Source organism: Citrobacter sp. Marseille-Q5395 (assembly GCF_947057495.1).
Taxonomy (GTDB): Bacteria; Pseudomonadota; Gammaproteobacteria; order Enterobacterales; family Enterobacteriaceae; genus Citrobacter; species Citrobacter murliniae.
On the sequence record NZ_CAMSEL010000003.1, the window covers coordinates 1 to 26,560 of the forward strand.

At 51.4% G+C, this 26,560-nt stretch carries 28 protein-coding genes, 1 other RNA gene, 2 pseudogenes and 1 riboswitch; of the genes and pseudogenes, 12 read left to right on the forward strand and 19 right to left on the reverse strand.

Annotation, left to right across the window (positions count from 1 at the left end; genetic code table 11):
* The coding region (locus OH663_RS04865) for a GTPase (RefSeq protein WP_263525693.1) at positions 1–389 on the reverse strand (389 nt) is incomplete at its 3' end.
* Between the two features lie 115 nt (positions 390–504).
* Entirely contained in the window at positions 505–1,089 is a 585-nt protein-coding gene (pth, locus tag OH663_RS04870; protein WP_016153302.1) for an aminoacyl-tRNA hydrolase, read from the reverse strand.
* Between the two features lie 274 nt (positions 1,090–1,363).
* On the opposite strand from pth, the gene ychH reads away from it, so the two are divergent.
* Positions 1,364–1,642, forward strand: a complete 279-nt coding sequence (gene ychH / locus OH663_RS04875) for a stress-induced protein YchH (RefSeq protein ID WP_045443721.1) — start codon at positions 1,364–1,366, stop codon at positions 1,640–1,642.
* Between the two features lie 45 nt (positions 1,643–1,687).
* Here ychH and OH663_RS04880 read toward each other — a convergent pair whose 3' ends face one another.
* The 12 genes from OH663_RS04880 to lolB all read right to left on the reverse strand — a co-directional run bounded on the left by OH663_RS04880 (position 1,688) and on the right by lolB (position 13,486).
* Positions 1,688–2,497 (reverse strand): cytochrome c1, encoded by an 810-nt coding sequence (locus OH663_RS04880; RefSeq protein WP_045443718.1) that lies wholly within the window; start codon positions 2,495–2,497, stop codon positions 1,688–1,690.
* A gap of 4 nt (positions 2,498–2,501) precedes the next feature.
* Positions 2,502–3,674: a cytochrome b gene (locus OH663_RS04885; RefSeq protein WP_200011007.1), complete on the reverse strand. Its 1,173-nt coding sequence runs from the start codon at positions 3,672–3,674 to the stop codon at positions 2,502–2,504.
* A 1-nt stretch (position 3,675) separates the two neighbouring features.
* Positions 3,676–4,227 carry a ubiquinol-cytochrome c reductase iron-sulfur subunit gene (gene petA, locus OH663_RS04890; RefSeq protein ID WP_048221359.1) on the reverse strand — a complete coding sequence of 184 codons (552 nt, stop codon included), beginning with the start codon at positions 4,225–4,227 and terminating at the stop codon, positions 3,676–3,678.
* A 24-nt stretch (positions 4,228–4,251) separates the two neighbouring features.
* A complete protein-coding gene (locus OH663_RS04895) occupies positions 4,252–4,692 on the reverse strand; it encodes a pseudoazurin (RefSeq protein WP_200011004.1) in 441 nt (146 codons plus the stop codon).
* A gap of 17 nt (positions 4,693–4,709) precedes the next feature.
* Positions 4,710–5,531, reverse strand: a complete 822-nt coding sequence (locus OH663_RS04900) for an ABC transporter ATP-binding protein (RefSeq protein ID WP_200011001.1) — start codon at positions 5,529–5,531, stop codon at positions 4,710–4,712.
* Positions 5,528–6,592 carry a FecCD family ABC transporter permease gene (locus OH663_RS04905; RefSeq protein ID WP_200010999.1) on the reverse strand — a complete coding sequence of 355 codons (1,065 nt, stop codon included), beginning with the start codon at positions 6,590–6,592 and terminating at the stop codon, positions 5,528–5,530. The genes OH663_RS04900 and OH663_RS04905 overlap by 4 nt, the downstream gene beginning before the upstream one ends.
* A gap of 66 nt (positions 6,593–6,658) precedes the next feature.
* A complete protein-coding gene (locus OH663_RS04910; RefSeq protein WP_200010997.1) occupies positions 6,659–7,711 on the reverse strand; it encodes an ABC transporter substrate-binding protein in 1,053 nt (350 codons plus the stop codon).
* 196 nt (positions 7,712–7,907) lie between these two features.
* A riboswitch (cobalamin riboswitch) is annotated at positions 7,908–8,135 on the reverse strand.
* Positions 8,136–8,368: 233 nt separating this feature from the next.
* Positions 8,369–8,893, reverse strand: coding sequence for a GNAT family N-acetyltransferase (locus OH663_RS04915; RefSeq protein WP_045443697.1), 525 nt, complete (start codon positions 8,891–8,893; stop codon positions 8,369–8,371).
* A 108-nt stretch (positions 8,894–9,001) separates the two neighbouring features.
* Positions 9,002–10,681, reverse strand: coding sequence for a C4-dicarboxylic acid transporter DauA (gene dauA, locus OH663_RS04920; protein WP_071828963.1), 1,680 nt, complete (start codon positions 10,679–10,681; stop codon positions 9,002–9,004).
* 124 nt (positions 10,682–10,805) lie between these two features.
* Positions 10,806–11,753 carry a ribose-phosphate diphosphokinase gene (gene prs / locus OH663_RS04925; RefSeq protein WP_001518537.1) on the reverse strand — a complete coding sequence of 316 codons (948 nt, stop codon included), beginning with the start codon at positions 11,751–11,753 and terminating at the stop codon, positions 10,806–10,808.
* Positions 11,754–12,014: 261 nt separating this feature from the next.
* Entirely contained in the window at positions 12,015–12,866 is an 852-nt protein-coding gene (gene ispE / locus OH663_RS04930; RefSeq protein WP_045443688.1) for a 4-(cytidine 5'-diphospho)-2-C-methyl-D-erythritol kinase, read from the reverse strand.
* The gene (lolB, locus tag OH663_RS04935; RefSeq protein ID WP_045443685.1) at positions 12,863–13,486 is read right to left on the reverse strand and encodes a lipoprotein insertase outer membrane protein LolB; all 624 of its coding nucleotides are present in this window, start codon (positions 13,484–13,486) and stop codon (positions 12,863–12,865) included. The genes ispE and lolB overlap by 4 nt, the downstream gene beginning before the upstream one ends.
* 305 nt (positions 13,487–13,791) lie before the next feature.
* On the opposite strand from lolB, the gene hemA reads away from it, so the two are divergent.
* From hemA to kdsA, 6 genes are read left to right on the forward strand one after another with little or no spacing between them, the layout of a single operon-like run.
* Positions 13,792–15,048: a glutamyl-tRNA reductase gene (hemA, locus tag OH663_RS04940; RefSeq protein WP_200010995.1), complete on the forward strand. Its 1,257-nt coding sequence runs from the start codon at positions 13,792–13,794 to the stop codon at positions 15,046–15,048.
* Positions 15,049–15,089: 41 nt separating this feature from the next.
* On the forward strand, positions 15,090–16,172 hold the full coding sequence (prfA, locus tag OH663_RS04945) for a peptide chain release factor 1 (RefSeq protein ID WP_045443679.1): 1,083 nt from the start codon (positions 15,090–15,092) through the stop codon (positions 16,170–16,172).
* A complete protein-coding gene (gene prmC / locus OH663_RS04950) occupies positions 16,172–17,005 on the forward strand; it encodes a peptide chain release factor N(5)-glutamine methyltransferase (protein ID WP_048221364.1) in 834 nt (277 codons plus the stop codon). Before prfA ends, prmC begins: the two co-directional genes overlap by 1 nt.
* Entirely contained in the window at positions 17,002–17,394 is a 393-nt protein-coding gene (sirB2, locus tag OH663_RS04955; RefSeq protein ID WP_045443673.1) for an invasion regulator SirB2, read from the forward strand. The genes prmC and sirB2 overlap by 4 nt, the downstream gene beginning before the upstream one ends.
* A gap of 3 nt (positions 17,395–17,397) precedes the next feature.
* A complete protein-coding gene (gene sirB1, locus OH663_RS04960; protein WP_045443670.1) occupies positions 17,398–18,207 on the forward strand; it encodes an invasion regulator SirB1 in 810 nt (269 codons plus the stop codon).
* 35 nt (positions 18,208–18,242) lie between these two features.
* Entirely contained in the window at positions 18,243–19,097 is an 855-nt protein-coding gene (kdsA, locus tag OH663_RS04965; RefSeq protein WP_003020772.1) for a 3-deoxy-8-phosphooctulonate synthase, read from the forward strand.
* A 108-nt stretch (positions 19,098–19,205) separates the two neighbouring features.
* On the opposite strand, the gene chaA is transcribed toward kdsA, so the two are convergent.
* Positions 19,206–20,306: a sodium-potassium/proton antiporter ChaA gene (chaA, locus tag OH663_RS04970; protein WP_200010993.1), complete on the reverse strand. Its 1,101-nt coding sequence runs from the start codon at positions 20,304–20,306 to the stop codon at positions 19,206–19,208.
* Between the two features lie 401 nt (positions 20,307–20,707).
* Between chaA and OH663_RS04975 the strand changes: the two genes are divergently transcribed.
* Positions 20,708–21,403 carry a gamma-glutamylcyclotransferase gene (locus tag OH663_RS04975; RefSeq protein ID WP_045443661.1) on the forward strand — a complete coding sequence of 232 codons (696 nt, stop codon included), beginning with the start codon at positions 20,708–20,710 and terminating at the stop codon, positions 21,401–21,403.
* 61 nt (positions 21,404–21,464) lie between these two features.
* Here the strand turns inward: OH663_RS04975 and OH663_RS04980 are convergent, their stop codons facing one another.
* Complete coding sequence (locus OH663_RS04980) at positions 21,465–21,710, reverse strand: DUF1883 domain-containing protein (protein WP_045443658.1); 246 nt, start codon at positions 21,708–21,710, stop codon at positions 21,465–21,467.
* A 263-nt stretch (positions 21,711–21,973) separates the two neighbouring features.
* On the reverse strand, positions 21,974–22,327 hold the full coding sequence (locus tag OH663_RS04985; protein ID WP_045443655.1) for a DsrE/DsrF/TusD sulfur relay family protein: 354 nt from the start codon (positions 22,325–22,327) through the stop codon (positions 21,974–21,976).
* A gap of 223 nt (positions 22,328–22,550) precedes the next feature.
* On the opposite strand from OH663_RS04985, the gene OH663_RS04990 reads away from it, so the two are divergent.
* On the forward strand, positions 22,551–23,936 hold the full coding sequence (locus OH663_RS04990) for a YchO/YchP family invasin (RefSeq protein ID WP_200010991.1): 1,386 nt from the start codon (positions 22,551–22,553) through the stop codon (positions 23,934–23,936).
* Between the two features lie 20 nt (positions 23,937–23,956).
* Here OH663_RS04990 and OH663_RS04995 read toward each other — a convergent pair.
* Positions 23,957–24,145 (reverse strand): annotated as a pseudogene (locus tag OH663_RS04995) (LuxR C-terminal-related transcriptional regulator); the annotation flags it as partial.
* On the opposite strand from OH663_RS04995, the pseudogene OH663_RS05000 reads away from it, so the two are divergent.
* The 3 genes and pseudogenes from OH663_RS05000 to narI all read left to right on the forward strand — a co-directional run.
* Positions 24,137–24,793 (forward strand): annotated as a pseudogene (locus tag OH663_RS05000) (nitrate reductase subunit beta); the annotation flags it as partial. The pseudogenes OH663_RS04995 and OH663_RS05000 overlap by 9 nt on opposite strands.
* Positions 24,790–25,500, forward strand: a complete 711-nt coding sequence (narJ, locus tag OH663_RS05005) for a nitrate reductase molybdenum cofactor assembly chaperone (protein WP_045443637.1) — start codon at positions 24,790–24,792, stop codon at positions 25,498–25,500. The pseudogene OH663_RS05000 and the gene narJ, both read left to right, overlap by 4 nt.
* Positions 25,500–26,177 (forward strand): respiratory nitrate reductase subunit gamma, encoded by a 678-nt coding sequence (narI, locus tag OH663_RS05010; RefSeq protein ID WP_045443634.1) that lies wholly within the window; start codon positions 25,500–25,502, stop codon positions 26,175–26,177. The genes narJ and narI overlap by 1 nt, the downstream gene beginning before the upstream one ends.
* 189 nt (positions 26,178–26,366) lie before the next feature.
* On the opposite strand, the gene OH663_RS05015 is transcribed toward narI, so the two are convergent.
* Positions 26,367–26,497, reverse strand: a non-coding RNA gene (locus tag OH663_RS05015) — RtT sRNA.
* Positions 26,498–26,560: the final 63 nt, after the last annotated feature.

Sequence of the window (26,560 nt, forward strand, 5' to 3'; positions counted from 1 at the left end):
GTGTTGATAACGTCGATATCGTCAGCCGGATCCACTTTATTATTAACATGGATAATGTTGTCGTTTTCGAAGCAGCGAACTACGTGACCGATAGCTTCTGTTTCACGGATGTTGGTCAGGAACTGGTTGCCCAGACCTTCACCTTTGGACGCGCCTTTTACCAGGCCCGCGATATCCACAAATTCCATTGTGGTTGGCAGGATACGCTGTGGTTTTACGATTTCGGCCAGTTGATCCAGACGCGGATCGGGCATCGGAACAACACCGGTGTTCGGCTCGATAGTACAGAACGGGAAGTTTGCCGCTTCAATACCCGCTTTTGTGAGCGCGTTGAACAGGGTGGATTTGCCTACGTTTGGCAAACCGACGATACCGCATTTGAATCCCATGTTTAAATCACCTTAATCTTTTGATATTCAACCTGTTATAGAAAACAGATTGTAGAAAAGTAAATAACTCTGCCTATTATACACAGCACGCGAGAAAAATGCCGCACATCACTGCTTATTGAGCTTTAAAGGTATGTAAGCGGCTCGTTGCTTTCGTCAGGCCATCTTTGAATAAAATCTCGGTACAACGAGCCGCTTCGTCAATAGCTTCATCAATTAACTTCTGTTCTGAAACAGGCGGTTTACCTAAAACAAAGCCGACAACTTTGTTTTTATCGCCAGGATGGCCAATTCCGACGCGTAAACGATGAAAGTTCGGGTTATTGCCTAACTTGCTGATGATGTCCTTCAGGCCATTGTGCCCACCATGACCACCGCCAAGCTTAAATTTTGCGACGCCCGGGGGCAGATCCAATTCGTCGTGGGCGACTAAAATTTCATCGGGGTTAATGCGATAAAAACTGGCCATCGCGCCGACGGCCTTGCCGCTCAGATTCATAAATGTGGTCGGCACCAGCAAACGGACATCTTCACCTTCGAGCGTCACTCTGGAGGTGTAACCGAAGAATTTCGGCTCATCGCGCAGGGGGGCTCGTAATCTCTCTGCCAGTAGATCGACGTACCATGCGCCTGCATTATGTCGCGTTGCCGCATACTCTGCGCCGGGGTTCGCCAGGCCGACAATCAATTTAATCGTCACGTATTTTGTCCTGAGTGTGTCTATAACCGGCGTGTAGTTTACTGTCTGTCGGTGCGCTTGACAAAAAACTGCGTGCGTAACTGCAAAATCTGAATAATTGCCCAAATGGACTATTAGAAAATGAGGTTGTTCAGTAGCTTATTTGTAAAGTTTTGTTGCATTGGTGTTTGTAATTGTGATCGCTCCCGCACATGCAAACGGCAGTGTTGTCTATACTTTACACATAAGGATTAGGGGTATTCCCTGTAGCAACCCAAAGTTCCGGAGGTGACACATGAAACGCAAAAATGCTTCGTTACTCGGTAACGTGCTCATGGCTTTAGGGTTGGTGGTGATGGTTGTCGGTGTTGGCTATTCTATTTTAAATCAGTTGCCGCAATTTAATCTGCCACAGTTTTTCGCACATGGTGCTGTGCTCAGTATTTTTGTTGGTGGTGTTCTCTGGCTGGCGGGGGCCCGCGTCGGTGGGCATGAACAAATCAGCGACCGCTACTGGTGGGTTCGTCATTACGACAAACGCTGTCGCCGGAATAACAGCCAACGCCACAGCTAAGCGGTGACGTTATTGTAGACCAGTCAGCTTTATGCTGACTGGTTGTTAGTTCGCCTTGTTTCTGCGCGAGCGGGAGCGGATGCGCTGTAATAACACGACTAGCGCCAAAACAACCGCCAGATATCCCATAGCATACATTCCCTGATGCTTTCTCGACTCCAGCTGCGGATCGGCTACCCACGCCAGAAATGCGGTGACATCGCGTGCGTACTGTTCTTCCGTTTGGGGTATGTGTGTTTGCGTAGCCCAGATTACCTCACCGTCTGTCAGTGGTTTTGGCATATTGATAATCCCGCCCGGGAAATACCGGTTAGCCTTCATCTCAGGATCATCGGGAACATACCCCGTCAGCAATGCATAAATATAATCAGCCCCTTGTTCGGAATAAGGAATAAACGCATCCAGTAAAAATTGTGGAAATCCGCGATCGTAGGTTCGTGCCCGAACGATATAGCTCAAATCTACCGGCAGCGCGCCATTGTTGAGGTATTTGGCTTCCTGCTCATTGAGATAAGGGGAAGCAAAGACATCATTCAGATTGCCATCCCGTTCGCCGGGTTGCCCGTCGTCCTCCACGGTTGCAAAGACGTAACCGCTCGCCATTGTTTTAGCTTCAGCCTGACTCAGCTCCGGCCCTCCCGGTTTGGTCAGCGTTCGGAACGTCAGATATTTCATGCTGTGGCAGGCCCGACATTTTTCTTCGTAAACCTGCAGACCGCGTCGTAACTGCTCTGTGTCGTATTTGCCGTTCGCACCGCTAAAAGACCACGTCTGCGGTGGCGGTTGCTGCGCACTGAGTACGTTGCTGAAGAACAGACCCAGACTGAGGGTGGTGTACGTTAAAAATCGTCCCATAATGTCAGTCCTGTTTTTCCAGTAAGCGTCGACACGGCAGAACAATCAGAAACCATGCGAAATAGACCAGCGTTGAAAGCTGAGATGCTGCACGGATCCAGCCCTCGTCATGATTAAACCCATCAACTAAATCCGGACCAACCAACGCTTTTGATCCCAGCCAGCCTAAAAAGAAGGCGTTGCCTACCCAAATCCAGAAGCTGACTTTAACCAGCTTGCTATAGTTGCGAAACCGCGCACGTGACGTATCCAGCCAGGGGAGAAAATAGAAAATCAGTACCGAGGCGCACATCGCAGTAATACCCGCCAGCTCATTGGGAAAGCAGCGCAAAATAGAGAAGAAGGGCAGAAAGTACCATTCCGGTGCGACGATGGCCGGCGTGACTGTCGGGTCGGCGGGAATAAAGTTATCGGCGCTGCTGAGATAATGGGGCGCGAAGAAGAGAAACCAGGTAAACAACATTAAAAAGAGAGTGAGTTTAATGGCATCGCTCTCGGTGACGCGAAAATCAAACAGCAGCCGTTGAGACTCTTGTGCGGAAAATGTTTTCTTCATCGCATGGGCAAAAGCCGACTGAACGGTGCGTACATGCCATATCGTCACCGCGACAATCGCGAATGGAATAATAAAGTGAAGCACATAAAAACGCCCAAGTGTTGATGTACCGGGCGCATATCCACCGACTAAATAGGTATACAGCGAATCCCCGATAAACGGAATTGCCCGGGCAAAACTGGTAATAACCGTGGCGGCCCAGTAGCTTTTTTGCCCCCAAATAAGGCTATAGCCCAGAAAAGCAGTGATCATCAGCAGCACATATAACGTCACGCTGATGGTCCACATCTTCAGATAGGGTTTGCGGTAAACGTTGTAATACATCGCGCGGAAAATATGCAAATAACAGGCAAAGAAAAAGAGTGAAGCGCCAGTTGCATGCATGTTGCGCACCAGTTCACCGTGCCTGACTGAACGCATAATATGAATAATGGAATCAAATGCGGACTCCGCCGTAGGTACGTAGAACATTGCCAGTACAATGCCCGACAGGATTTGGACACCCAGCATCACCAGCAATATCAAACCGATAGCAAATACCCACAGCCCGGAAACGGAGCGGGGAAGCGGAAGGCGCAACTGAAAGTTGCGCCATGACGTCGTTATATCAGAAGTGCTCATATCAGGCATCCTTTGCACCAATACGTACGCTCAGACCATCGGCAGACAAGGTATAGTCCGGGATTGCCAGATTCGCAGTGGCTGGACCGCGCGTCACACGTCCGGAGGTATCAAACTCTGAACCATGACACGGACAGATCCATCCCTGGCCACTGGGGTTGGCGTTAGGAACACACCCCGCGTGAGGGCAATAGCCCTGTATAACCAGCCACTGTGGATGTGCCGCTGTAACCCGTTCGCTATCTGCCTGAGGAGCCAGCAGTAATCGATTATCTGCCTGTTGCGCCGCTGCAATCTCTTGCGGAGTTCGGTGGTGAATGAGGATCAGTTTTCCCTGCCAGATACGCTTCACTGTCTGGCCTGCTGCTACGCCTGCAAGAGAGACATCAATTGGCTCATTTTCTGCCTCGGTTTTATCATCCGGGCCCAGTGCTGAGATGAGCGGCCAGACGGCGGCAGTGACACCCGCCGCGCCGACAAATTTTGTCAGTTTGCACAGGCAGTCACGTCGCCCGGTCTGGATCGTTTCACTATCGGGTTTTTTATCCACCACCAGTATTCTCCCTTTATCGTGGCGTTACTGTTTATCGATGCGGGTATAAATATCCTGAAAGCGTTTATCCGCAAGGCCCGGTGCTTTAAACGCGCGGTAGCTGTCGGGCAATACGGCGTCACCGACTTTGATCAGCATGATCATGCCCTGGGCATAGTGGGGTGAGCATTTGATGCCGTAGAAGCCTGCGTTGTCGTATTTGACTTCAATCTCTTCATCGATTTTGCCAATGAAACCGGGATAGCCTGCGGGTGAGAGTTCGGCAATCGAGGCTGCATTGTGGCTCTTATGTTTGCGGATAAACTTCACGCTATCGCCCGGTTGGATCGCCAGATAGTCCGGCTCGTAGACCATTGGCCCACCAGCACCTCGGTTTTTCATCAGCACTTCATGCGTTTGTGCAAAAGCCGTGGAGGTGAAGGCTAACAGGCACAGGATTTGCAGACTTTGCTTAATACATTTCATCTCAGTTCCTTTGGTATTTACGCTGGTCGTTGGTAGCGGATGAAGCAGCTCGCCCCATCAGGTGGACGTTCGACAATTGCATCGATGCCAAACCAGCAGTTAAGGTTTTCTCGGGTGAACACTGCAGAAGGATTGCCCTGCATCGCCAGTTGTCCGGCTTTCATCACCATGATGCGATCGCAGAACATTGCGGCATGATTCAGGTCGTGCAGGGCAGCAATAACGGTAAGTTTCTCGCGTTTGACAAGGTTGAGCAGGCCAATCTGATGTTGGATATCGAGATGATTTGTCGGCTCATCCATCAGCAGTACCTGCGGTTGTTGCGCCAACGCCCTGGCTATATGCAGGCGCTGGCGTTCGCCCCCGGAGAATGTATGCCAGCAGCGATGCTGTACGTTTTGCATGGAGACTTTTTCCAGCATCGCTTGCACAATCTCATCGTCAGAACGCGACCATGGCGACAACAGGCTTAGAAATGGTGTGCGGCCAAGAGAAACGGCCTGAATGGCGGTAAGACGCTCGCTGGTTTCTGCCTGTTGTTCAACAAGAGCCACTTTTTGCGCCAAATGGCGCCGCGAATAGCAGTGAACGTCTTTGTTGTTCAGCAAAACCTTGCCTGCGGAGGGTTTCAGTAAACCGGCCAGAAGCGAAATCAGTGATGTTTTCCCGGAACCATTGGGGCCGATAATCCCAACAAACTCCCCGGGAGAAACCTGAAAAGAGACATCATTTACAATTGCCTTGCCTTTCACTTCCCAGTGCAGATTTTGCGCGCAAACCACATGATTGGCCGCATTCGCTCTGCGTAGAGGTGATGTAAAGCATGGGTTAACGGTCATTTGCTCGGATTCCCTCGTATCAATATGAGTGAAAATGCGGGAGCGCCGACCAGGGCGGTGATCACGCCGATTGGCAAAACTTGCCCTGGAAGCAGGGTTCGGGAGATGACATCCGCCACGATGAGAAAAATAGCGCCAATAAAGGCGCTTACGGGCAATAAGCGGTGATGCTGGTTTCCCACCAGTAAACGGGCGGCATGAGGAATGACCAGCCCGACAAAACCAATAGCGCCTACAATCGATACCATAATGGCCGTCATTCCCGTCACTGCGGTAATCAGTACGACGCGGGTGCGTTTAACCGGAATACCCAGCGATGCGGCCGATTCAGCGCCAAAGGAAAATGCATCAAGATGGCGGGCGTAGCAAAAGCAGATAATTATGCCGACCAGCGCAGTTGGGATAGCCAGAACCACATCTGGCCAGCGAACGCCGCTAAGGTTGCCCAGTAGCCAGAACATAATGCCGCGAGCCTGCTCGGCATTGGCTGAGCGGGTGATAATCAGTGAAGTGATGGCATTGAACAACTGTGAGCTGGCAATCCCGGCGAGAATGATTTGCGTGGTGGCGGAACCGTGTTTTCCCCGCGCAGCCATCGCCAACAGTGCGACAAACAAAAACGCCGTCAAGGCGCCGATAAATGCGCCGAGAGACATGCTGACGATCCCTGCACCCAGTCCGGTTAATGCAATGAGCACGGCTCCGGTTGACGCTCCGGCGGAAATCCCCAGCAGATAGGGTTCGGCCAGCGCATTACGTAGCAGTGACTGTAACACTACCCCGGAAACCGCCAGACATGCGCCGCAACAGGCGGAAACCAGCGCGCGAGTCAGACGGTAGTTCCAGATAATCCCGGCATCCAACGCGTCCACCACATACTGGGTGTCAAACAGTCGGTTTGCCAGCGTATGGATAACGTGCTGCCACGGAATAAATGTTTCACCGATGGAGATCCCTGCCAGAAGAACGCCACACATCACCACACTGACCCAGAGGCTGTGTAGCACTGCCCGGTTTGTTAATTGACGAATGGCCTGGCGCGTCCTGCGTAATTCACTCATTATTTTACGGCTGCCCTGAGTACAAAAGGGCGTTATGCCTGCAAAAGGCATAACGCGCGACGAGGATTAATGAGTGGCTTTTGGATGTGCCAGGCCGTACTGCACCAGCGCATCAGCGAGTTTCTCAAGACCATCGATAGTTCTTATCCCGGCATTCATGGTTTGCACGTCGATCACTGGCAGGTGGTTTTCTTTAACCGTCGGGATCAGGCTGGTGACAGGATCAGACTTGAGGTATTCCATTTTGACTTTCCAGTCATCAGCTGGGAAACGGCGACGTCCCATTTCGCCCAGAACGATAACCGATGGATCCGCTTTGGCGATGGTCTCCCAGCCTACAGTTGGCCACTCTTCGGCGGAATCAATGACGTTTTTCACCCCAAGTGATTGGGCGATCCACGCGGCGGGGCCAAATTTTCCTGCGACATACGGGTCAAGTTGCAGATCGGCGCTGGAGAACCAAAAGACGGCGGAAACGTTGTTGTCCATACCGGTAATTTTGGATTTTGCCGCAGCCTCACGTGCATTGAGGCTGGCAATCAGTTCATCACCTTTGTCCTGAACATCGAAAATTTTTGCCAGATCTGCGACTTCCTGGTAAACCATGGCGATATCAAACATCCCCTTACGTACACCATCTCCGCCGTCTTCGTTATCTTTGGCACAATCGGCGGGAGCGGTATAAACCGGAACTTTCAATTCGCTGAATTGTTCGTAGGACGCGACCGTACCGGCAGGGCCAATTTGCCATTCAAACTGGCTGGCTACTAAATCTGGCTTTTTAGCAATAATCCCTTCAAAGCTCGGGATGTTCTGTGCAATGACCGCAATTTTATCATTCACCGCCTTGTACTGTTCCGGGACGGGACCGAACCAGAGTGACGTTCCGACAACACGATCGGCCAGACCCAGAGAATAGAGTATTTCAGTGCTATTTTGCCCTACGGTGGTAACTCGCTGGGGAGCTTTATTAAAAGTAATATCCCGGCCACAGTTTTTGATAGTCAGTGGATATTCTGTTTTGGCCGCAGAAGCCATATTACTGGCCAGGAAAAGTGCGGCGCCAGTCAAGGCCAGAAGTGAAAGTTTGGAATAAGAAGAGGTAATGTCAACGTGCATTATAATTGTCCCTTTCATGCCAGAATCTGATCGTCTGGTATATAATTTCGGGACAGGCGCATGACGATAGATGACATCGAATCATGATGTACAGACAAGATAATATGAAAAAAAAGTATATTCTCGTCTACCAGGTCAGTAATCACGATCATTAGTTCGTCAAATAAATCACCCCATGGACCATCCCGTCCACTCAATGTATACAACCTTGACAGTAGGTCTCCTGGCTCGCGGCAATCAGAATATCGGCCTTCCCATAAATAAATCTTTACAGTGACCTATGGTGATTTATTACCATACGAAGATATTCTGTATCCGCTTACAGTTGCGGGGGCAGCTATGGCATAAGATTGAAATAATCCGCACCATATTCCGTTTCAAAATAATAAGTACATTCTGAAATACTGTCATCGGCGAATGTATCGGCATCCAATTATCGCGTCAACCGCTTGAATAAGTAGGGGTATTTGTTTTGCTATTGTTAATTCCTTTAAAAACAGATGGTTATGAGAATATTTTTTAGTGTGTTCTATGTTGATGGTGAATATCAGATAAATTAAATGAGAATTATTTGATTCTGATCAATTAATTTTGCTGCGATAAAAATGACCGGAATTAATAGTGCGGATGCACAATTATTTAATTATTTGCACAATGTCACATTCCGATAGCATATTTCTCCATATGCACAATTTGTTGTTCTCCACCTTCATCTAAAAACTCGGTGAAATGATGGCGTAGCCAAAACGGATAACCGCCGGGTAAAAAGTGATGGGTGTGCAGGTAGAGTGTTTTATATTGTTGACGCAGGCAAAATTGTTCTGCCAATGAAACTAACTGACCGCCTATTCCCTGGCGACGATAATTTTGTTCAACGTAACAACGACAAATCTCAGCGGTTGTAGATAAATTATAACGCCCACGTAATGTCGATATTCTGTCATCGTACTGGCATACCGCCAGCGTGGCGATAAGCTGTTGTTGTTCATCCCATACGCCGATCAACAGATTTCGTGGCTGGTGAATGTATTGTGAACGTAACGCTAACACATCCTGACTTGAGTCGGGGAGTGGCCTGTTGGCATTAAAATAGAGATTCAGATGCCGGATAATAAACGATTGCACGGCTGGAATATCAGTCTCGGTGATTTCGCGATAGACAAATGTAGAGTCAGATTTCATGGCTACAGGTATCGTCAGAGAGCAGGAGAGATGATGATAACAACTCAGACGTGTTTACAGAAGAGAAGTGTTACCGGCAGGCAAGAGCATGCCGGTAACAGATGAACATTAAATATCCGCCAACGCTGCGTCGCGGTTCGGGAAGAATGCCAGACGGCCCGGGATCGGTTGGATGCCCGCGCGCGCCATCGTGCGCAGCGGCTGGAATTCCAGATTGCTGATGCGTAATTCACAGCCTTCCGGAAGACGTTTTACAAAACGCTGGAAGGCGTCAAGGCCACCAGCATCCAGTACCGGTACAGCGTCCCATTTCAGCACCACAATGCGTTTGCCTTCAATACGAGACTCGAGATCGGTAAATAGTCCCTCAGCTGCGGCAAAGAACAGTGGGCCAATCACGCGCAGTACCAGCACATCATCCGGTACAACTACGTTCACTGGTGCCAGACGTGTCATGCGGGCAATACGGCGCATAAACAACAGGGAGGCAAGAACGATACCGACGCTGATGGCGACCACCATATCGAACAGAACTGTCAGCGACATACACATCAGCATGACGATGATGTCGTCTTTCGGTGCGTGGCGCAGCAGATCCACCACTTTATGGGCTTCGCTCATGTTCCACGCCACCATCAACAGCAGTGCAGCCATTGCCGAGAGGGGTAACCAGGAGAGCAACGGCGCTAACACCAGCAGAGCGAGGATCACAAGAATTGCGTGGATGACTGCGGAAACTGGTGAGGTTGCCCCGGCACGGACGTTAGCCGCAGAGCGGGCAATAGCAGCGGTAGCCGTTATGCCGCCAAAGAACGGTGCGACAATATTCCCCAGACCCTGACCAATCAGTTCACTGTTGGCTTTGTGTTTGGTTCCGGTCATACCGTCGAGCACCACGGCGCACAACAGGGATTCAATTGCCCCCAGCATCGCCATAGAGAAAGCCGCGGGTAACAGTGCCTGTAATGAACTCCAGCTTAGCGTGAAGTCTGAATCTGGCAGGTTCCACGGCAATACCAGTTGCGGCAATAGTTGTGGGATACCGTTACCCTGGGAACCGTCAGCCAGAATATAGTGGAACTGAGAACCGATGGTCGCCACATGGCCGCCCATCAGGTTAACAATGCCCATCACCGCACAACCGGCCAGCAGTGCAGGAAGATGGCCTGGCAGACGGATCCCCAGACGAGGCCAGAAAATCAGGATCCCAAGCGTGACCACACCAATAGCGGCATCGCCGAGGTTGATGGTCGGTAATGCCATAAACAGTGCACCTACCTTTTGCAGGTAGTGCTCCGGTACATGAGCCATTTGCAGACCAAGAAAGTCTTTAATCTGCATGGTACCGATGGTGATACCAATACCGGACGTAAAACCTAAGGTGACAGATACGGGAATATATTCGATCAGGCGACCAAAGCGGGCGAGGCCGAAAAGGATCAGAAATATCCCGGACATGAGCGTGGCAACCAACAGGCCTGCCAATCCGAACTGCTGCGATACCGGATACAGGATCACCACGAAGGCGGCGGTCGGACCAGAAACGCTAAAGCGTGACCCCCCGGTGAGGGCAATAACAATCCCAGCAACGGCTGAGGTATACAAGCCGTACTGTGGCGCAACGCCGCTGCCAATTGCCAGTGCCATCGCCAGCGGGATAGCAATGATCCCAACGGTTATCCCGGCGATCAAATCACGGGTAAAGCGTGAGACGGTATATTTTTCTTTCCAGCAAGCGTCGATGAGAGCGCGGAAAGGCATCACATGTGAGGAAAATAATCTGTTCACAATAATGTTTCATCCATGAGCGCATCATCTGTCAACTAAATGGCAGGTGAAGGAGGCATAAGTCATACAAATAAATGTTGCAGATAAAAAAACCCGCCGCAGCGGGTTTTTGAGCCGGGCTCGATTAATGCTCGAACATAGCAGAGATGGATTCTTCGTTGCTGATACGACGAATCGCTTCGGCCAGCATACCCGACAGGGTCAACGTACGCACGTTCGGCAGTGCTTTGATTTCATCAGTCAGTGGAATGGTGTCACAGACAACGACTTCATCAATCACAGAGTTGCGCAGGTTGTTTGCCGCATTGCCTGAGAAGATCGGGTGGGTAGCGTAAGCGAATACGCGTTTTGCACCACGTTCTTTCAGCGCTTCTGCTGCTTTGCACAGCGTACCGCCGGTATCGATCATATCATCAACCAGCACGCAGTCACGACCTGCTACGTCACCAATGATGTGCATCACCTGAGAAACGTTCGCACGTGGGCGACGTTTATCGATGATAGCCATATCGGTATCGTTCAGCAGCTTAGCGATAGCACGGGCACGCACGACGCCACCGATGTCCGGAGAAACCACAATTGGGTTGTCCAGATTCAGCTGCAGCATGTCTTCTAACAGAATTGGGCTACCGAATACGTTATCAACCGGTACATCAAAGAAGCCCTGGATCTGTTCAGCATGCAGGTCAACGGTGAGGACGCGGTCAACGCCAACGCTGGACAGGAAGTCCGCGACGACTTTTGCGGTAATCGGTACACGAGCGGAACGTACGCGACGATCCTGACGTGCATAGCCGAAGTAAGGAATAACGGCGGTGATACGGCCTGCGGAAGCACGGCGCAGAGCATCGACCATAACGACCAATTCCATCAGGTTGTCGTTAGTAGGGGCACAAGTGGACTGGATGATGAAAATATCACCACCGCGTACATTTTCATTAATTTGTACGCTGACTTCGCCGTCGCTAAAGCGACCTACAGCGGCGTCGCCGAGTGAAGTGTACAGGCGGTTGGCAATACGTTGTGCTAGTTCCGGGGTGGCGTTACCAGCAAAAAGCTTCATATCAGGCACGAGAAGAACCTCAGGCATGCGTCCATTGGTGGAAAGAATCTGCCGAAAACTGTGCGGGCCAGGCAGTATCCTCTCCAGGCGGTGTATTAAAGAGCGCGATGCAACGTCTGGAACAGGGTGACGTTGTCACCGCAACTCAGCTTGCCCGGCTTACTCATCGTCATTCACGTTTCATGTCTGCTGGCATCAATGATTCACACCGTCACATTTTGTATGCTTCCGGGGATTCGCCATCTTACCATTTTCCTGAAACCGAATGATTTAAAGTAACGCTCTGTGCAATGGGGAGAGGTTGACACCTTTCGCCACAAAGCCTTGGAGCCATTCCGGGGCTTGCTCAAGCACCTGGCGAGCACGGGACTCTGTGTCAAATTCAGCAAAGACACAAGCCCCTGTACCAGTCAGGCGCGACGGCGCGTATTCTAACAGCCAGGAAAGCGCTGCATCAACCTCGCGAAAACGTTTTCTTGCGATAACCTCGCAATCATTGCTGAATTCACATTTTAGTAACGTTTCTATTGACCTTTTTGGCGTGTTGCGCGGCAGTTGCGGATCTTTAAAAATAACCGGTGTTGGAATGCTGACGCCAGGATGGGCGACCAGATACCATTTTTCGGGGGGATTAACCGGTGTAAGGACTTCGCCTACACCTTCGGCGAAAGCGGCCTGTCCGCGCACGAATACCGGTACGTCGGCGCCTAACGTTAATCCAATCGCCGCCAGCTCATCTTGTGACAGCCCACAACCCCAAAGATGATTTAGCGCAACCAGCACGGTAGCGGCATTCGATGAGCCACCTCCAAGACCGCCGCCCATCGGCAGACGTTTCTTAATACTGATGTCCGCGCCGCTTCCTGTGGGCAGGCGCCCACTCCCAGCGGCGGTTTTCATCAGTAAACGTGCTGCGCGAACGATTAGGTTATCTTCATGCTCCACGCCTTCAACTGCGGTTAGCAGGTGAATTTCACCGTCGCTACGCACATCAATAGTGATGTCGTCACCATAATCGAGAAACTGGAACAGCGTCTGTAGCGTGTGGTAACCATCTGCACGTTGTCCAGTAATGTACAAAAACAGATTCAGTTTTGCCGGGGAGGGCCAGTGGGTCATCATTTCACAATCCAGTTATCCATTTTCAACTTAATGCGTTGAGCGCCGTCCGACAGTTCCATATTAGCGGGCATAGCGGGCTGCGTTTTACTGTCATAGCTGCTATAGACCACTTTCCAGTTCTTACCGTCCTGACTGTAGTTCACTTCACTCAGACGGTATTTCTCATCGAGTTTGTAATCAGTAGCCTCGCCAGGCAGACCGAGGATCCACTGACGCAGACTGTTTAAAGGAATTGGCATTCCGGTCAATTTACCGATCATCTCTTCGGCGTCGTCAGCGGTGTAATGCTTACCTTTGTTATCGACAAGCTCTACATTGCCTGGCTGGGCATTCAGCTCCAGTTCGGTGCTGCCCAGTGGGTTAGTCAACAAAAGACGATAGCGATCCTGACCGGTTTGCTGCCAGAAAAAGCGGGCATAGACTTTCTGCTGGTCGGAAATGTAGGCAAACGCGCCGCGCGTCTGATACTGATGTAGTGCGCGCACTTCCTGCTGGTGTTGACGCCATTCTGGGGAGTCGGGGCTTTTGCCAGGACCTTTCGGCGCGTTGAGCGTACAGGCGGTGAGGACCAGACTTGCCAGCGGCAGCAGGCGGATCAAGCGAAAATCAGGCAGGGTCATAATGATGACAAATCCTTGTAGTACGGTGCAATAATTGCCTGATGGCGCTACGACTCATCAGGCCTACAAACTCAACCCGTAGGCCGGATAAGGCTAATTTTTAGCCATCCGGCAAAATCTTGCCATCGGTTGCAGTTATAACCCTTAATGCTAGCGCCGAGCGGGTATATCGTCTACGTTCACGTTATCTTAATTTAAACCGTAAGCTATTACTCCAAAAGGGGGCTGTCTCTTTTATTGACCGCACGCATCCTGTATGATGCCCCCAGTCTAACCTTATCAACGCTGGTACTATTCCCGCACACATGACCCTTTTAGCGCTTGGTATTAACCATAAAACGGCACCTGTATCGCTGCGAGAACGCGTAACGTTTTCGCCGGACACGCTCGATCAGGCGCTGGACAGCCTGCTTGCGCAGCCAATGGTGCAGGGCGGGGTGGTGCTGTCGACGTGTAACCGTACGGAGCTTTACCTCAGCGTCGAGGAGCAGGATAACCTGCAAGAGGCGCTGATTCGTTGGTTGTGCGAATACCATAATCTGAATGAAGACGATCTGCGCAGCAGCCTTTACTGGCACCAGGACAACGACGCAGTCAGCCATTTGATGCGTGTTGCCAGCGGCCTGGATTCGCTGGTGCTCGGTGAGCCACAAATACTGGGTCAAGTGAAAAAAGCGTTTGCGGATTCGCAAAAAGGTCACCTGAACGCCAGTGCGCTGGAACGCATGTTCCAGAAATCCTTCTCGGTTGCCAAGCGCGTTCGAACTGAAACCGATATCGGCGCCAGCGCGGTATCCGTTGCTTTTGCCGCCTGTACACTGGCGCGTCAGATATTTGAATCTCTTTCCACGGTGACCGTGCTGTTGGTCGGCGCAGGTGAAACCATCGAGCTGGTGGCGCGTCATCTGCGTGAACACAAAGTGAAGAAGATGATTATTGCCAACCGCACGCGTGAACGCGCACAGGTTCTGGCAGATGAGGTCGGTGCCGAGGTGATCTCACTGAGTGAAATCGACGAGCGTTTGCAGGACGCCGATATCATTATTAGTTCCACAGCCAGCCCACTACCGATTATCGGTAAAGGAATGGTGGAACGCGCGCTTAAAAATCGCCGCAATCAGCCGATGCTGCTGGTCGATATCGCTGTACCGCGCGATGTTGAACCAGAAGTTGGCAAACTGTCTAACGCCTACCTGTATAGCGTTGACGACCTGCAGAGTATCATTTCGCATAACCTGGCGCAGCGCAAAGCGGCGGCAGTGGAGGCTGAGACGATCGTTGAGCAGGAAACCAGCGAGTTTATGGCCTGGCTGCGCGCCCAGAGCGCAAGTGAAACCATCCGCGAATACCGCAGTCAGTCAGAACAGGTTCGTGATGAACTGACCGCCAAAGCGTTGGCTGCTCTTGAACAGGGCGGTGATGCGCAAGTTATTATGCAGGATCTGGCCTGGAAACTGACTAACCGCCTGATCCATGCACCAACCAAATCACTTCAACAGGCTGCCCGTGACGGGGATAGTGAACGCCTGAATATTCTGCGCGACAGCCTCGGGCTGGAGTAGCAGCACACCAATCTCATTTTTTACAGGGTGCATTTACGCCTATGAAGCCTTCTATCGTTGCCAAACTGGAAGCCCTGCATGAACGCCATGAAGAAGTTCAGGCGCTGCTCGGCGATGCGGGAACTATCGCAGACCAGGAACGCTTTCGTGCATTGTCGCGCGAATATGCCCAATTAAGCGATGTATCTCGCTGTTTTACGGACTGGCAACAGGTTCAGGATGATATCGAAACGGCACAGATGATGCTAGACGATCCTGAAATGCGTGAGATGGCGCAGGATGAACTGCGCGAAGCAAAAGAAAAATGTGAACAGCTGGAACAGCATCTGCAGGTTCTGCTGCTGCCAAAAGATCCGGATGACGAACGCAACGCATTCCTGGAAGTTCGCGCGGGTACCGGCGGCGATGAGGCCGCACTGTTTGCCGGCGATCTGTTCCGTATGTACAGCCGTTACGCTGAATCACGCCGTTGGCGCGTCGAGATAATGAGCGCCAATGAAGGTGAACATGGCGGTTACAAAGAGATTATTGCCAAGGTGAGCGGCGACGGTGTGTATGGTCGTCTGAAGTTCGAGTCTGGTGGCCACCGTGTACAGCGCGTACCGGCCACTGAATCGCAGGGGCGTATTCATACCTCCGCCTGTACGGTAGCGGTGATGCCAGAACTGCCAGAAGCAGAACTGCCGGACATCAACCCGGCCGATTTGCGTATTGACACCTTCCGTTCATCGGGGGCGGGTGGTCAGCACGTTAACACCACCGACTCGGCAATCCGTATTACCCACTTGCCGACCGGTATTGTGGTGGAATGCCAGGACGAACGTTCGCAGCATAAAAACAAAGCGAAAGCGATGTCGGTGCTGGGGGCGCGTATTCGTGCAGCCGAAGTGGCAAGGCGTCAGCAGGCAGAAGCTTCTGAGCGTCGTAACCTCTTGGGTAGCGGCGATCGCAGCGATCGTAACCGCACCTATAACTTCCCGCAGGGGCGCGTGACAGACCATCGCATCAATCTGACGCTTTACCGTCTGGACGAAGCGATGGAAGGTAAGCTGGACATGCTCATTGAGCCAATTGTCCAGGAATATCAAGCCGACCAACTGGCGGCATTGTCCGAGCAGGATTAATGGACTATCAGCACTGGCTGCGTGAGGCGATAAGCCAATTACAGGACAGCGAAAGCCCGCGCCGTGACGCCGAGATCATACTCGAGCATGTCACTGGCAAGGGGCGGACTTTTATTCTGGCATTTGGCGAAACGGAATTAACCGAGGCGCAGCGTGAACAGCTGGACTCGCTGGTGGCGCGCCGCCAGCGGGGAGAGCCTGTGGCGCACTTGACCGGTATTCGCGAGTTCTGGTCGCTGCCGCTGTTTGTTTCTCCGGCAACGCTAATACCGCGCCCGGATACCGAATGTCTGGTTGAACAGGCGTTGGCGCGTCTACCGGCCTCGCCGTGTCGTATTCTCGATTTGGGGACCGGCACGGGGGCAATTGCGCTGGCGTTGGCTACCGAGCGCCCGGATTGCGCGGTAACTGCAGTTGACCGCATGCCAGATGCTGTTGATCTGGCGACGCGTAACGCACAGCACCTGACCGTCAGTAATGTTCGCGTATTGCAAAGCAACTGGTTTAGCGCCCTGCAGGGGGAACAGTTTGACATGATTGTCAGCAATCCGCCGTATATCGATGAGCAGGACCCGCACCTGGCGCAAGGCGATGTGCGCTTTGAGCCGTTATCAGCACTGGTGGCGGGCGATCATGGTCTTGCAGATATTGTGCATATTATCGACCAGTCGCGCAGCGTATTAATTCCCGGTGGTTACCTGTTACTGGAACATGGCTGGCAGCAGGGGCAGGCAGTGCGCGATGCTTTTCTTCGCGCGGGTTACCAGGCTGTTGAAACCTGTCGCGACTACGGCGGCAACGAACGAATTACGTTCGGACACACCGCATTATGACTACATTCAGCGTGCTACTTAGCATTCATCTTATCAGCATCGCGCTTTCTGTCGGTCTGTTAACGTTACGTTTCTGGTGGCGTTATACCGACGGACGCCTTGCATCTGCGCGCTGGTCGCGTATTGTGCCACCGATCATTGATACCGTTTTATTACTTAGCGGCGTGGCGTTGATCGTTAAAACGCACATCCTGCCATTCACCGGGCAGGGGACATGGCTGACTGAAAAGCTGTTTGGGGTTATCATTTACATCGTTTTGGGTTTTATTGCGCTCGATTATCGTCGGGCGCGCAGCCAGCAGGCGCGATTAATCGCTTTTCCGCTGGCGCTGGTGGTGCTGTACATCATCATTAAACTCGCCACCACAAAAATACCGTTACTGGGGTAAGTCATGAGGTCGTTAGCTGATTTCGAATTTAATAAAGCGCCATTGTGCGAAGGAATGATCCTGGCATCGGAATCTATCCGCCTGGATTTCCCTACACAGTCTGTCTATGCCGAACTGGAACGTCTGGCAAGTCTGGCGCATGAAGAAATTAGCCAGCTCCTGTCTCAGGATGAGCAACTGGAAAAACTGCTGGCACTTTTTTACGGCGAATGGGGGTTTACGGATACCCGCGGCGTCTATCGTCTTTCTGATGCACTATGGCTCGACCAGGTTCTGAAAAATCGCCAGGGTAGCGCTGTGTCGCTTGGCGCAATCTTATTGTGGATTGCCAATCGGCTTGATCTCCCGCTGGTCCCGGTGATTTTCCCGACGCAGTTAATTCTGCGTATTGAATCGCTGGATGGCGAAATGTGGCTGATCAATCCGTTCAATGGCGAAACGTTAAATGAGCACACTCTGGAAGTGTGGCTGAAGGGGAATATCAGCCCGGTTGCTGAGTTATTTAACGAAGATCTGGATGAAGCGGATAATGCGGAAGTGATCCGCAAACTGCTCGATACGCTGAAATCTTCGCTAATGGAAGAGCGTCAAATGGAGCTGGCACTACGCGCCAGCGAAGCGTTATTGCAGTTTAATCCTGAAGACCCGTATGAAATACGCGATCGCGGATTGATTTACGCGCAACTGGAATGTGAACATGTTGCATTAAATGATTTAAGTTATTTCGTTGAGCAGTGTCCGGAAGACCCGATCAGCGAAATGATCCGTGCGCAGATCAATACTATTTCGCACAAACAAATTGTATTGCATTGATTAATGACACTTTACCTACCGTTTAAGGCGATCCTATGAAACAAAAAGTGGTTAGCATTGGCGACATCAACGTGGCAAATGACCTGCCGTTCGTGCTGTTTGGCGGAATGAACGTGCTGGAATCCCGCGATCTGGCGATGCGCATTTGTGAGCACTACGTAACCGTTACTCAAAAACTGGGTATCCCTTACGTGTTCAAAGCCTCCTTTGATAAAGCCAACCGTTCTTCCATCCACTCATACCGTGGACCAGGCCTTGAAGAAGGGATGAAAATCTTCCAGGAACTGAAGCAAACTTTTGGCGTAAAAGTGATCACCGACGTTCATGAAGCCAGCCAGGCACAGCCAGTTGCTGACGTTGTGGATGTAATTCAGCTTCCGGCATTCCTTGCTCGTCAGACCGATCTGGTGGAAGCCATGGCGAAGACTGGTGCCGTTATCAACGTGAAAAAACCGCAGTTCGTAAGCCCTGGTCAAATGGGTAACATCGTGGATAAATTCCATGAAGGCGGTAACGATAAAGTTATTCTGTGCGATCGTGGTGCCAATTTTGGTTACGACAACCTGGTTGTGGATATGCTGGGCTTTAGCGTGATGAAAAAAGTTTCCGGCAACTCTCCGGTTATTTTTGACGTCACTCACGCACTGCAGTGCCGAGATCCGTTTGGCGCTGCTTCCGGCGGTCGTCGTGCGCAGGTTACCGAACTGGCGCGCGCTGGTATGGCGGTAGGTCTGGCAGGTCTGTTTATTGAAGCACACCCGGATCCAGCGAATGCGAAATGTGATGGTCCGTCCGCGCTGCCGCTGGCGAAGCTGGAACAGTTCCTGACGCAGATTAAAGCGATTGATGATCTGGTGAAAAGTTTCGACGAACTGGATACTGAAAACTAAACTGCGGTTTTTGTCTGCCGGATAACACGCCTGAGCGTTTTATCCGGTCTGCAAAACCAGGCATGTAAGCCCGATATGCGTTAACGCTTATCGGGCTTTTTTACACGGTCAGGCAAATATCGTCATCAGATAGGCGATGAAAAGTGCCAGATGTGCCGCACCGTTTAGCACGTTAGTGCGCCCCGTTGAGAAGGAAATATGGCACAGCACCAACGAAGAAACCATCACGATCATCTCTGGCGCGCCTAAGCCAAATACCAGATCGTTCCCCGTCGCCCATGCAATCAGTGTCACCACCGGTACTGTCAGTGAGATGGTGGCTAATACTGAGCCGAAGAACAAATTCATCGCACGCTGTACTTGATTGCTGAGCACCGCTTTTAGTGCTCCCAGCCCTTCCGGGGAGAGGATCAACAGAGCAACCAGGAAACCAGTAAATGCGACTGGTGCATTCAGCTCAGTTAACAGAGTCTCCAGAGGATTGGCATTCATTTTGGTCACGGCGATGACCGCAATTAAATGGATGATAAGCCAGGCAGCATGCCACATATTGCTGTGTGCTGATGGTTTACCGTGATGCGGATCGTCGTCGTCGCTTTCATCCTCATGCTCGTAAATAAACAAGCTCTGGTGTGTTTTGGTCTGAATCAGCAGAAATACGCCATACATTGCCGCAGAGATTAACGCTACCAGCAGCGCTTGCGCGGTAGTGAAGTTTGCTTCCGGCAATGCCATCGGAAAGACCAACACAATAATAGCCAGCGGGAACAAAGCAATTAAATACTGCTTAATTCCAAACAGGTTCATATACTGAGTGGCAAATTTTTGCCCACCCAGCAGTAATGAAAAACCGACCAGACCGCCGGTAACAATCATAATGATGGAGTAGAGCGTATCGCGCATTAGCGTCGGTGCGGCATCACCAGTTGCCATTAATGCGGAAATTAAACTAACTTCAAGAATAACTACCGAAAGGCTCAGGATTAACGAGCCATAAGGTTCGCCCAGACGGTGGGCTAATACGTCAGCATGACGGACAACGCTAAAAGCGCTGCTTAATATACCAACAAGGGCAAGAGCATTAATGCCGATGACCACTGGTAGTGACTGACTGCTTCCCCATAAGAACAGGACTACCAGCGCCAAAATCGGGAAGACGAGCGAGGTCTCCTTGTGGCGGGTTTTAACCGCCTCATGTGTATGTGTCATTTAATTAATTCTCCATCTCTGCAGGTATTTATAATTATAAATGTATTAAAGAATGTAAAAAATAACAGATCTCTCGGTATTTCCGATCTGTTTTTACGTAATTTTACGGCATGAGTCAGTTTTTGCCTCAAAGTGAGTAAAATCGTTTATCTTGTTTATAGAGTGTTTAAATAACAAAGTGTTAGCTTCCATTGGGCACAAAAATTGACAATGGTAATGATGCAAATACTCGGACAATTGGGGTCATCGGAACAGGATATAAAGTGCCGTTGAGCCTTTGTTGTCTTGCAAGCTGTCGGTGAATTGCCTATTGTCCTGGTATTGGTTTCAAAATGAGCAGTAAAAAAGCCCGGAAGGCGTCAAAAGTTGTCGCAGGGAAGTCGCAGTGGCGGAGGTGTAAGGTGTTAACGCGTGATTTTTTGTTGAATGCCGACTGTAAAACGGCATTTGGTACAATTGAAGAATCACTACTCTGGTCAGCGGAACAACGGGCAGCCTCACTGGCAGCCACGCTCTCTTGCCGACCTGATGATGGACCGGTGTGGATCTTTGGTTATGGATCGTTGATGTGGAACCCGGCTTTAGAGTTTGAAGAGTCCTGTACCGGGACGTTGGTTGGCTGGCATCGGGCTTTTTGTCTGCGTCTGACGGCGGGGCGAGGAACGGCGTGTCAGCCAGGACGTATGCTGGCTCTGAAGGAGGGCGGGCGCACGACCGGTGTCGCATATCGCTTACCGGATGCCACCCTGGAACAAGAGCTTTCCCTGCTGTGGAAGCGTGAAATGATTACTGGCTGTTATCTTCCAACCTGGTGTCAGCTGGCGCTGGATGATGGCAGGACGGTCAATGCGCTGGTCTTTATTATGGATCCGCGTCACCCACTGTTTGAGTCCGATACCCGAGCGCAGGTCATAGCGCCGCTTATCGCTGCCGCCAGTGGGCCATTAGGGACTAACGCACAGTATTTGTTCTCGCTGGAACAAGAGCTTTCCAGATTGGGAATGAAGGATGATTGTCTTAACGATCTGGTGATAACCGTCAAAAGATTGTTGGGTGAGGATCTGCCGGAAGGAGTTATGCGACCAGGATATGCGTAAGCGAGGACCCGCTTACCTGTAAGATGCCCGATAAGCGTATGCGCTATCGGGCCTTTTACAATCAGGCTGCAATATAACTGATTGAGTGCTCCAGCGACTGGCTGTGACTGTCGATCAGCACATTCCAGACGCCTGTGTACGGTACGGTCAGCCACGCGTTATCACGATCCTGCACGCTTAAAATGTCAGTCTGCATGTCTTTGACGTGATTTTTCTCGCTCATCAGGTGGATGTGACAGCGCTCAGAGCAGCGCACAACCACCGTATCTCCACCAAATAACTTTAAACTTGCCTTCACTAATGCCATTTTTCACCCCGTTCTTGAAAACAACGTACTCTCTTTCGAAAGTGCTGCGTGATGTTGTTCACATTTCACTCATTGCATAACACCAAAGGGGGAGTAACAGGATGCTGATTTTGATCAAAAAATGGCATAACGATTAAACAAAAATGACAAAATCCCTCAGAAGCGTTGAAAGGGCGTGCTAACTTTCAGTGAAACCACGCCCATGTAAGATTAAATCGGGGAATAGCTGCTCCTGGTAGTGCGCTTGCCTGAAACTTAGCGAATCAGAAGGTCAGAACCTTATCTGCCGCCAGCGTCCACTGTGCCAGTTCTACCAGCGTACCGACTTCCACTCCGTCGATTAATGGCAATGCGGTGATCCCGCGTCCATCGGTGCAGGTTTTGCAGAGTTTTACCGGCACATTTTGCGCGGTCAGAATCTCCAGCATTTGCTGAATATTGTAGCCTTCCGCAGGTTTTTGCCCACGTAACCCAGCCGTCACTGCGTCCGACATCAAAAACAGACGTAGCTCCAGGCTACTCTCCTGTTCGCGCAGCGCAATGGCCAGACGCAGACTATTGAATAACGATTCGCTTCCATAGGCCGCACCGTTCGCGATGATCACAATCTTTTGCATTTTGACTCCGGTTGTCAGGGGACAGGATTACTCATCAGCATCTATGTTACTCCGTGTTGTTTGTATGGAAAAGGAAGCATGAGTGAAGGGGCGGGTCACAAGTACTTTTCGTCCAGGGATAATCCGGAAAAGAGAGAGCAGGGCTGCAAATATTGCGTGAAAACGCTATGGTTTAGGATATGTATGCCGCTGTAATTTATTGATGTAAGAAACAACTGACGTTTTGAGCCGTATAGTCTGTAGTCCGCTGTATCTCCTCCTACTCTTGCCGCCGGCAGGCGGTATTGCCAGCGCACACCCTTCCTTTATTCAGAAAGCTGAAAACCCTTTCGACAATAATGATGATGCTCTGCCTGACCTTGGCATGGCACCGGAGTCCAGGGCAGGAGAAAAGCATTTTGCTGAAATGGTTAAAGCGTTTGGCGAAGCCAGTATGACCGACAACGGGCTTGATACGGGCGAGCAGGCGAAGCAGTTCGCGTTTGGCCAGGTGCGTGACACGGTGAGCGAACAGGTTAATCAGCAGCTTGAATCATGGCTTTCTCCCTGGGGAAGAGCCAGCGTTGGGCTCCAGATTGATAATGAGGGCAGTTTTAGCGGCAGTCGTGGTAACTGGTTTATACCCTGGCAGGATAATCAGCGTTACCTTACCTGGAGCCAGTTGGGGCTGACTCAACAGGATGAGGGATTAGTCAGTAATGTGGGTATTGGACAACGCTGGGTGCGGGACGGTTGGTTGCTGGGCTACAACACCTTTTACGATAACCTGTTGGATGAAAATCTGTCCCGGGGCGGATTGGGGGCAGAAGCGTGGGGAGAGTATCTGCGCTTATCCGCGAATTACTATCAACCGTTCTCTGCCTGGCAGGAGCGTTCAGCGACGCAAGAGCAGCGGATGGCGCGTGGGTATGACCTTACCGCGCTGATGCGGGTGCCATTTTATGAGCACCTCAATACCAGTGTCAGCGTTGAACAATATTTCGGCGATCGGGTGGATCTGTTTCATTCCGGAGCCGGATACCACAACCCTGTAGCGGTCAAACTGGGGCTAAGCTATACGCCGGTCCCACTGATAACATTGACCGCACAGCACAAGCAGGGGGAAAGTGGAGTGAGTCAAAATAACCTTGGATTAAACCTCAATTATCGTTTTGGCGTCCCGCTGAAAAAACAGCTGATGGTCAGTGAAGTGGCGAGCAGCCAGTCACTGCGTGGCAGTCGTTATGACTTTCCGCAACGTGATAATCTGCCAACGATGGAATATCGCCAGCGCAAATCTCTTTCCATCTTTTTGGCAACGCCGCCCTGGGATCTCAAACCGGGTGAAACGGTGGTACTGAAGCTTGAGGTCCGTAGTCTGCATGGTATTCGCCATCTGGCGTGGCAGGGGGATACGCAGGCACTGAGCTTAACGGCCGGGACAAATACCCGCAGTGCGGAAGGCTGGACGATTATTATGCCGAAGTGGGACGGTAGCGAAGGGGCAACAAACCGCTGGCGGTTGTCAGTGGTAGTGGAAGACGGGCAGGGCCAGCGTGTCTCTTCCAATGAGATCACGCTATCGCTGGCCGAACCGTTCATCACCGTGTCGGAAAATGATCCTCGTTAAAATACTTCAGGAACTCATTATCAGAATATACGTTCCTGATGCACCCACACCGCTGCTTCAACGCGTGATTTGAGTTTCATCTTCTTCAGCATATGCTTAACATGCACTTTTACCGTGCTTTCGGTGATGTCCAGACGACGGGCAATCATCTTGTTTGGTAGGCCCTGGGCAATCAGCTTCAGAATGTCGCGCTCGCGTGGCGTCAACTGGATGTATTCCTCGATCCGAACGATCCGGCGATCATTGAACAGGCGCTGAAAGATGGCATCCCACTGAGCGTGATTGACGCGGCACAGCAGTCTCCGGTGTACAAAATGGCGATGGACTGGAAACTGGCACTGCCGCTACATCCGGAGTATCGCACATTGCCAATGGTCTGGTATGTGCCGCCATTGTCACCGATTCAGTCAGCGGCTGACGCGGGCGAACTGGGCAGCAATGGCATTCTGCCGGATGTAGACAGCCTGCGTATTCCGGTTCAGTACCTGGCAAACCTGCTGACTGCCGGCGATACCCAGCCGGTGCTGTTGGCACTGAAACGTATGCTGGCGATGCGTCACTACAAACGTGCGGAAACGGTTGACGGTAAAGTCGACACCCGTGCGCTGGAAGAGGTCGGACTGACTGAAGCTCAGGCACAGGAGATGTATCGTTACCTGGCGATTGCTAACTACGAAGATCGTTTCGTCGTGCCGAGCAGCCATCGTGAACTGGCGCGCGAAGCGTTCCCGGAGAAAGGGGGTTGCGGCTTTAGCTTTGGTGATGGTTGTCATGGTTCTGACACAAAATTCAATCTGTTCAACAGCCGCCGCATCGATGCTGTCGATGTGACCAGTAAAACGGAGCCGCACCAATGATTGAACTCGTCATTGTTTCGCGCCTGCTCGAATACCCGGATGCTGCCCTGTGGCAGCATCAGCAGGAACTTTTCGATGCACTCGCATCATCTGAGAACCTGGACAAAGAGGATGCTCAGACCCTGGGCGTCTTCCTGCGTGATTTAACCGCGCAGGATATGCTGGATGTGCAGGCAAGCTACAGCGAGCTGTTCGACCGTGGTCGTGCAACCTCTCTGCTGTTGTTTGAACATGTTCATGGAGAATCCCGCGATCGCGGTCAGGCGATGGTAGACCTGATGGCTCAGTACGAGCAACACGGTTTACAGCTCGACAGCCGCGAACTGCCAGATCATCTTCCGTTATATCTGGAATATCTGGCTCAGTTGCCGAAGGAAGAAGCGTTGGGCGGCTTGCAGGATATCGCACCGATTCTGGCGCTGCTCAGTGCGCGTCTGCAACAGCGCGAGAGCCGCTACGCCGTGCTGTTCGATCTGTTGTTGAAACTGGCTAACGCTGCTATCGACAGCAACAAAGTGGCTGAAAAAATTGCGGATGAAGTTCGTGACGACACTCCGCAGGCGCTGGATGCGGTCTGGGAAGAAGAGCAGGTGAAATTCTTTGCCGACCAGGGGTGCGGCGAATCTGAAATCTCCGCTCACCAGCGTCGTTTTGCCGGGGCCGTTGCGCCGCAGTACCTGAATATCACCACCGGAGGACAGCAATAATGCACTTCCTGAATACGTTCTTCTTTGACATCTATCCGTACATCGCGGGTTCTGTCTTCCTGATTGGTAGTTGGCTGCGTTATGACTACGGTCAGTACACCTGGCGCGCGGCTTCCAGCCAGATGCTGGATCGTAAAGGAATGAACCTGGCGTCAAACCTGTTCCACATCGGGATCCTGGGTATTTTCGCTGGTCACTTCCTTGGTATGCTGACGCCGCACTGGATGTACGAAGCGTGGCTGCCTTTGGAAGTAAAACAAAAGATGGCAATGTTTGCTGGCGGTGCATCCGGTGTGATGTGCCTGGTGGGGGGCGTATTACTGCTTAAACGCCGTCTGTTCAGCCCACGCGTACGCGCAACCACTACTGGCGCGGATATTCTGGTGCTATCTGTCCTGGTTATCCAGTGTGCGTTGGGTCTGCTGACTATCCCATTCTCTGCCCAGCATATGGACGGCAGCGAGATGATGAAGCTGGTGAACTGGGCACAGTCCGTGGTGACTTTCCACGGCGGCGCTTCTCAATATCTGGACGGTGTGGCGTTCATCTTCCGTATGCACCTGGTGCTCGGTATGACGTTGTTCCTGTTGTTCCCGTTCTCGCGTCTGGTGCATATCTGGAGCGTTCCTGTCGAGTATCTGACGCGTAAATACCAGATTGTGCGTGCACGTCACTAATCCGTTATTTCCGTAAGACAAAACCCTGCTTCGGCGGGGTTTTTTTATGGGGGACATCTGCATTGTCGGAGAGCGGTTCGCTTATTCGACCTACAGAACAGGGACGTTATAGGTATGATAAGGTCATGCTGGACGGGCAGAATGTAAGGCAGTGTGGCTCTATTTGGGGAAGATGCTTTCAGAAGAAAATGGTGGTGGGGGAAGGATTACTCAGCGCTGCGCGCTTCGCCCTTCGGGTCGTTGCCTGCGGCAACGCTTTCTCGCTACGCTCGAATCGAACCTTAGTCGAAGATTCTCGTCCTTCCCCAAGGGCAGGACATTAAGCAGCAGTTTTTGAGTTGATTATTGTGCTTCAGGGAAGTGATGGTGGTGGGGGAAGGATT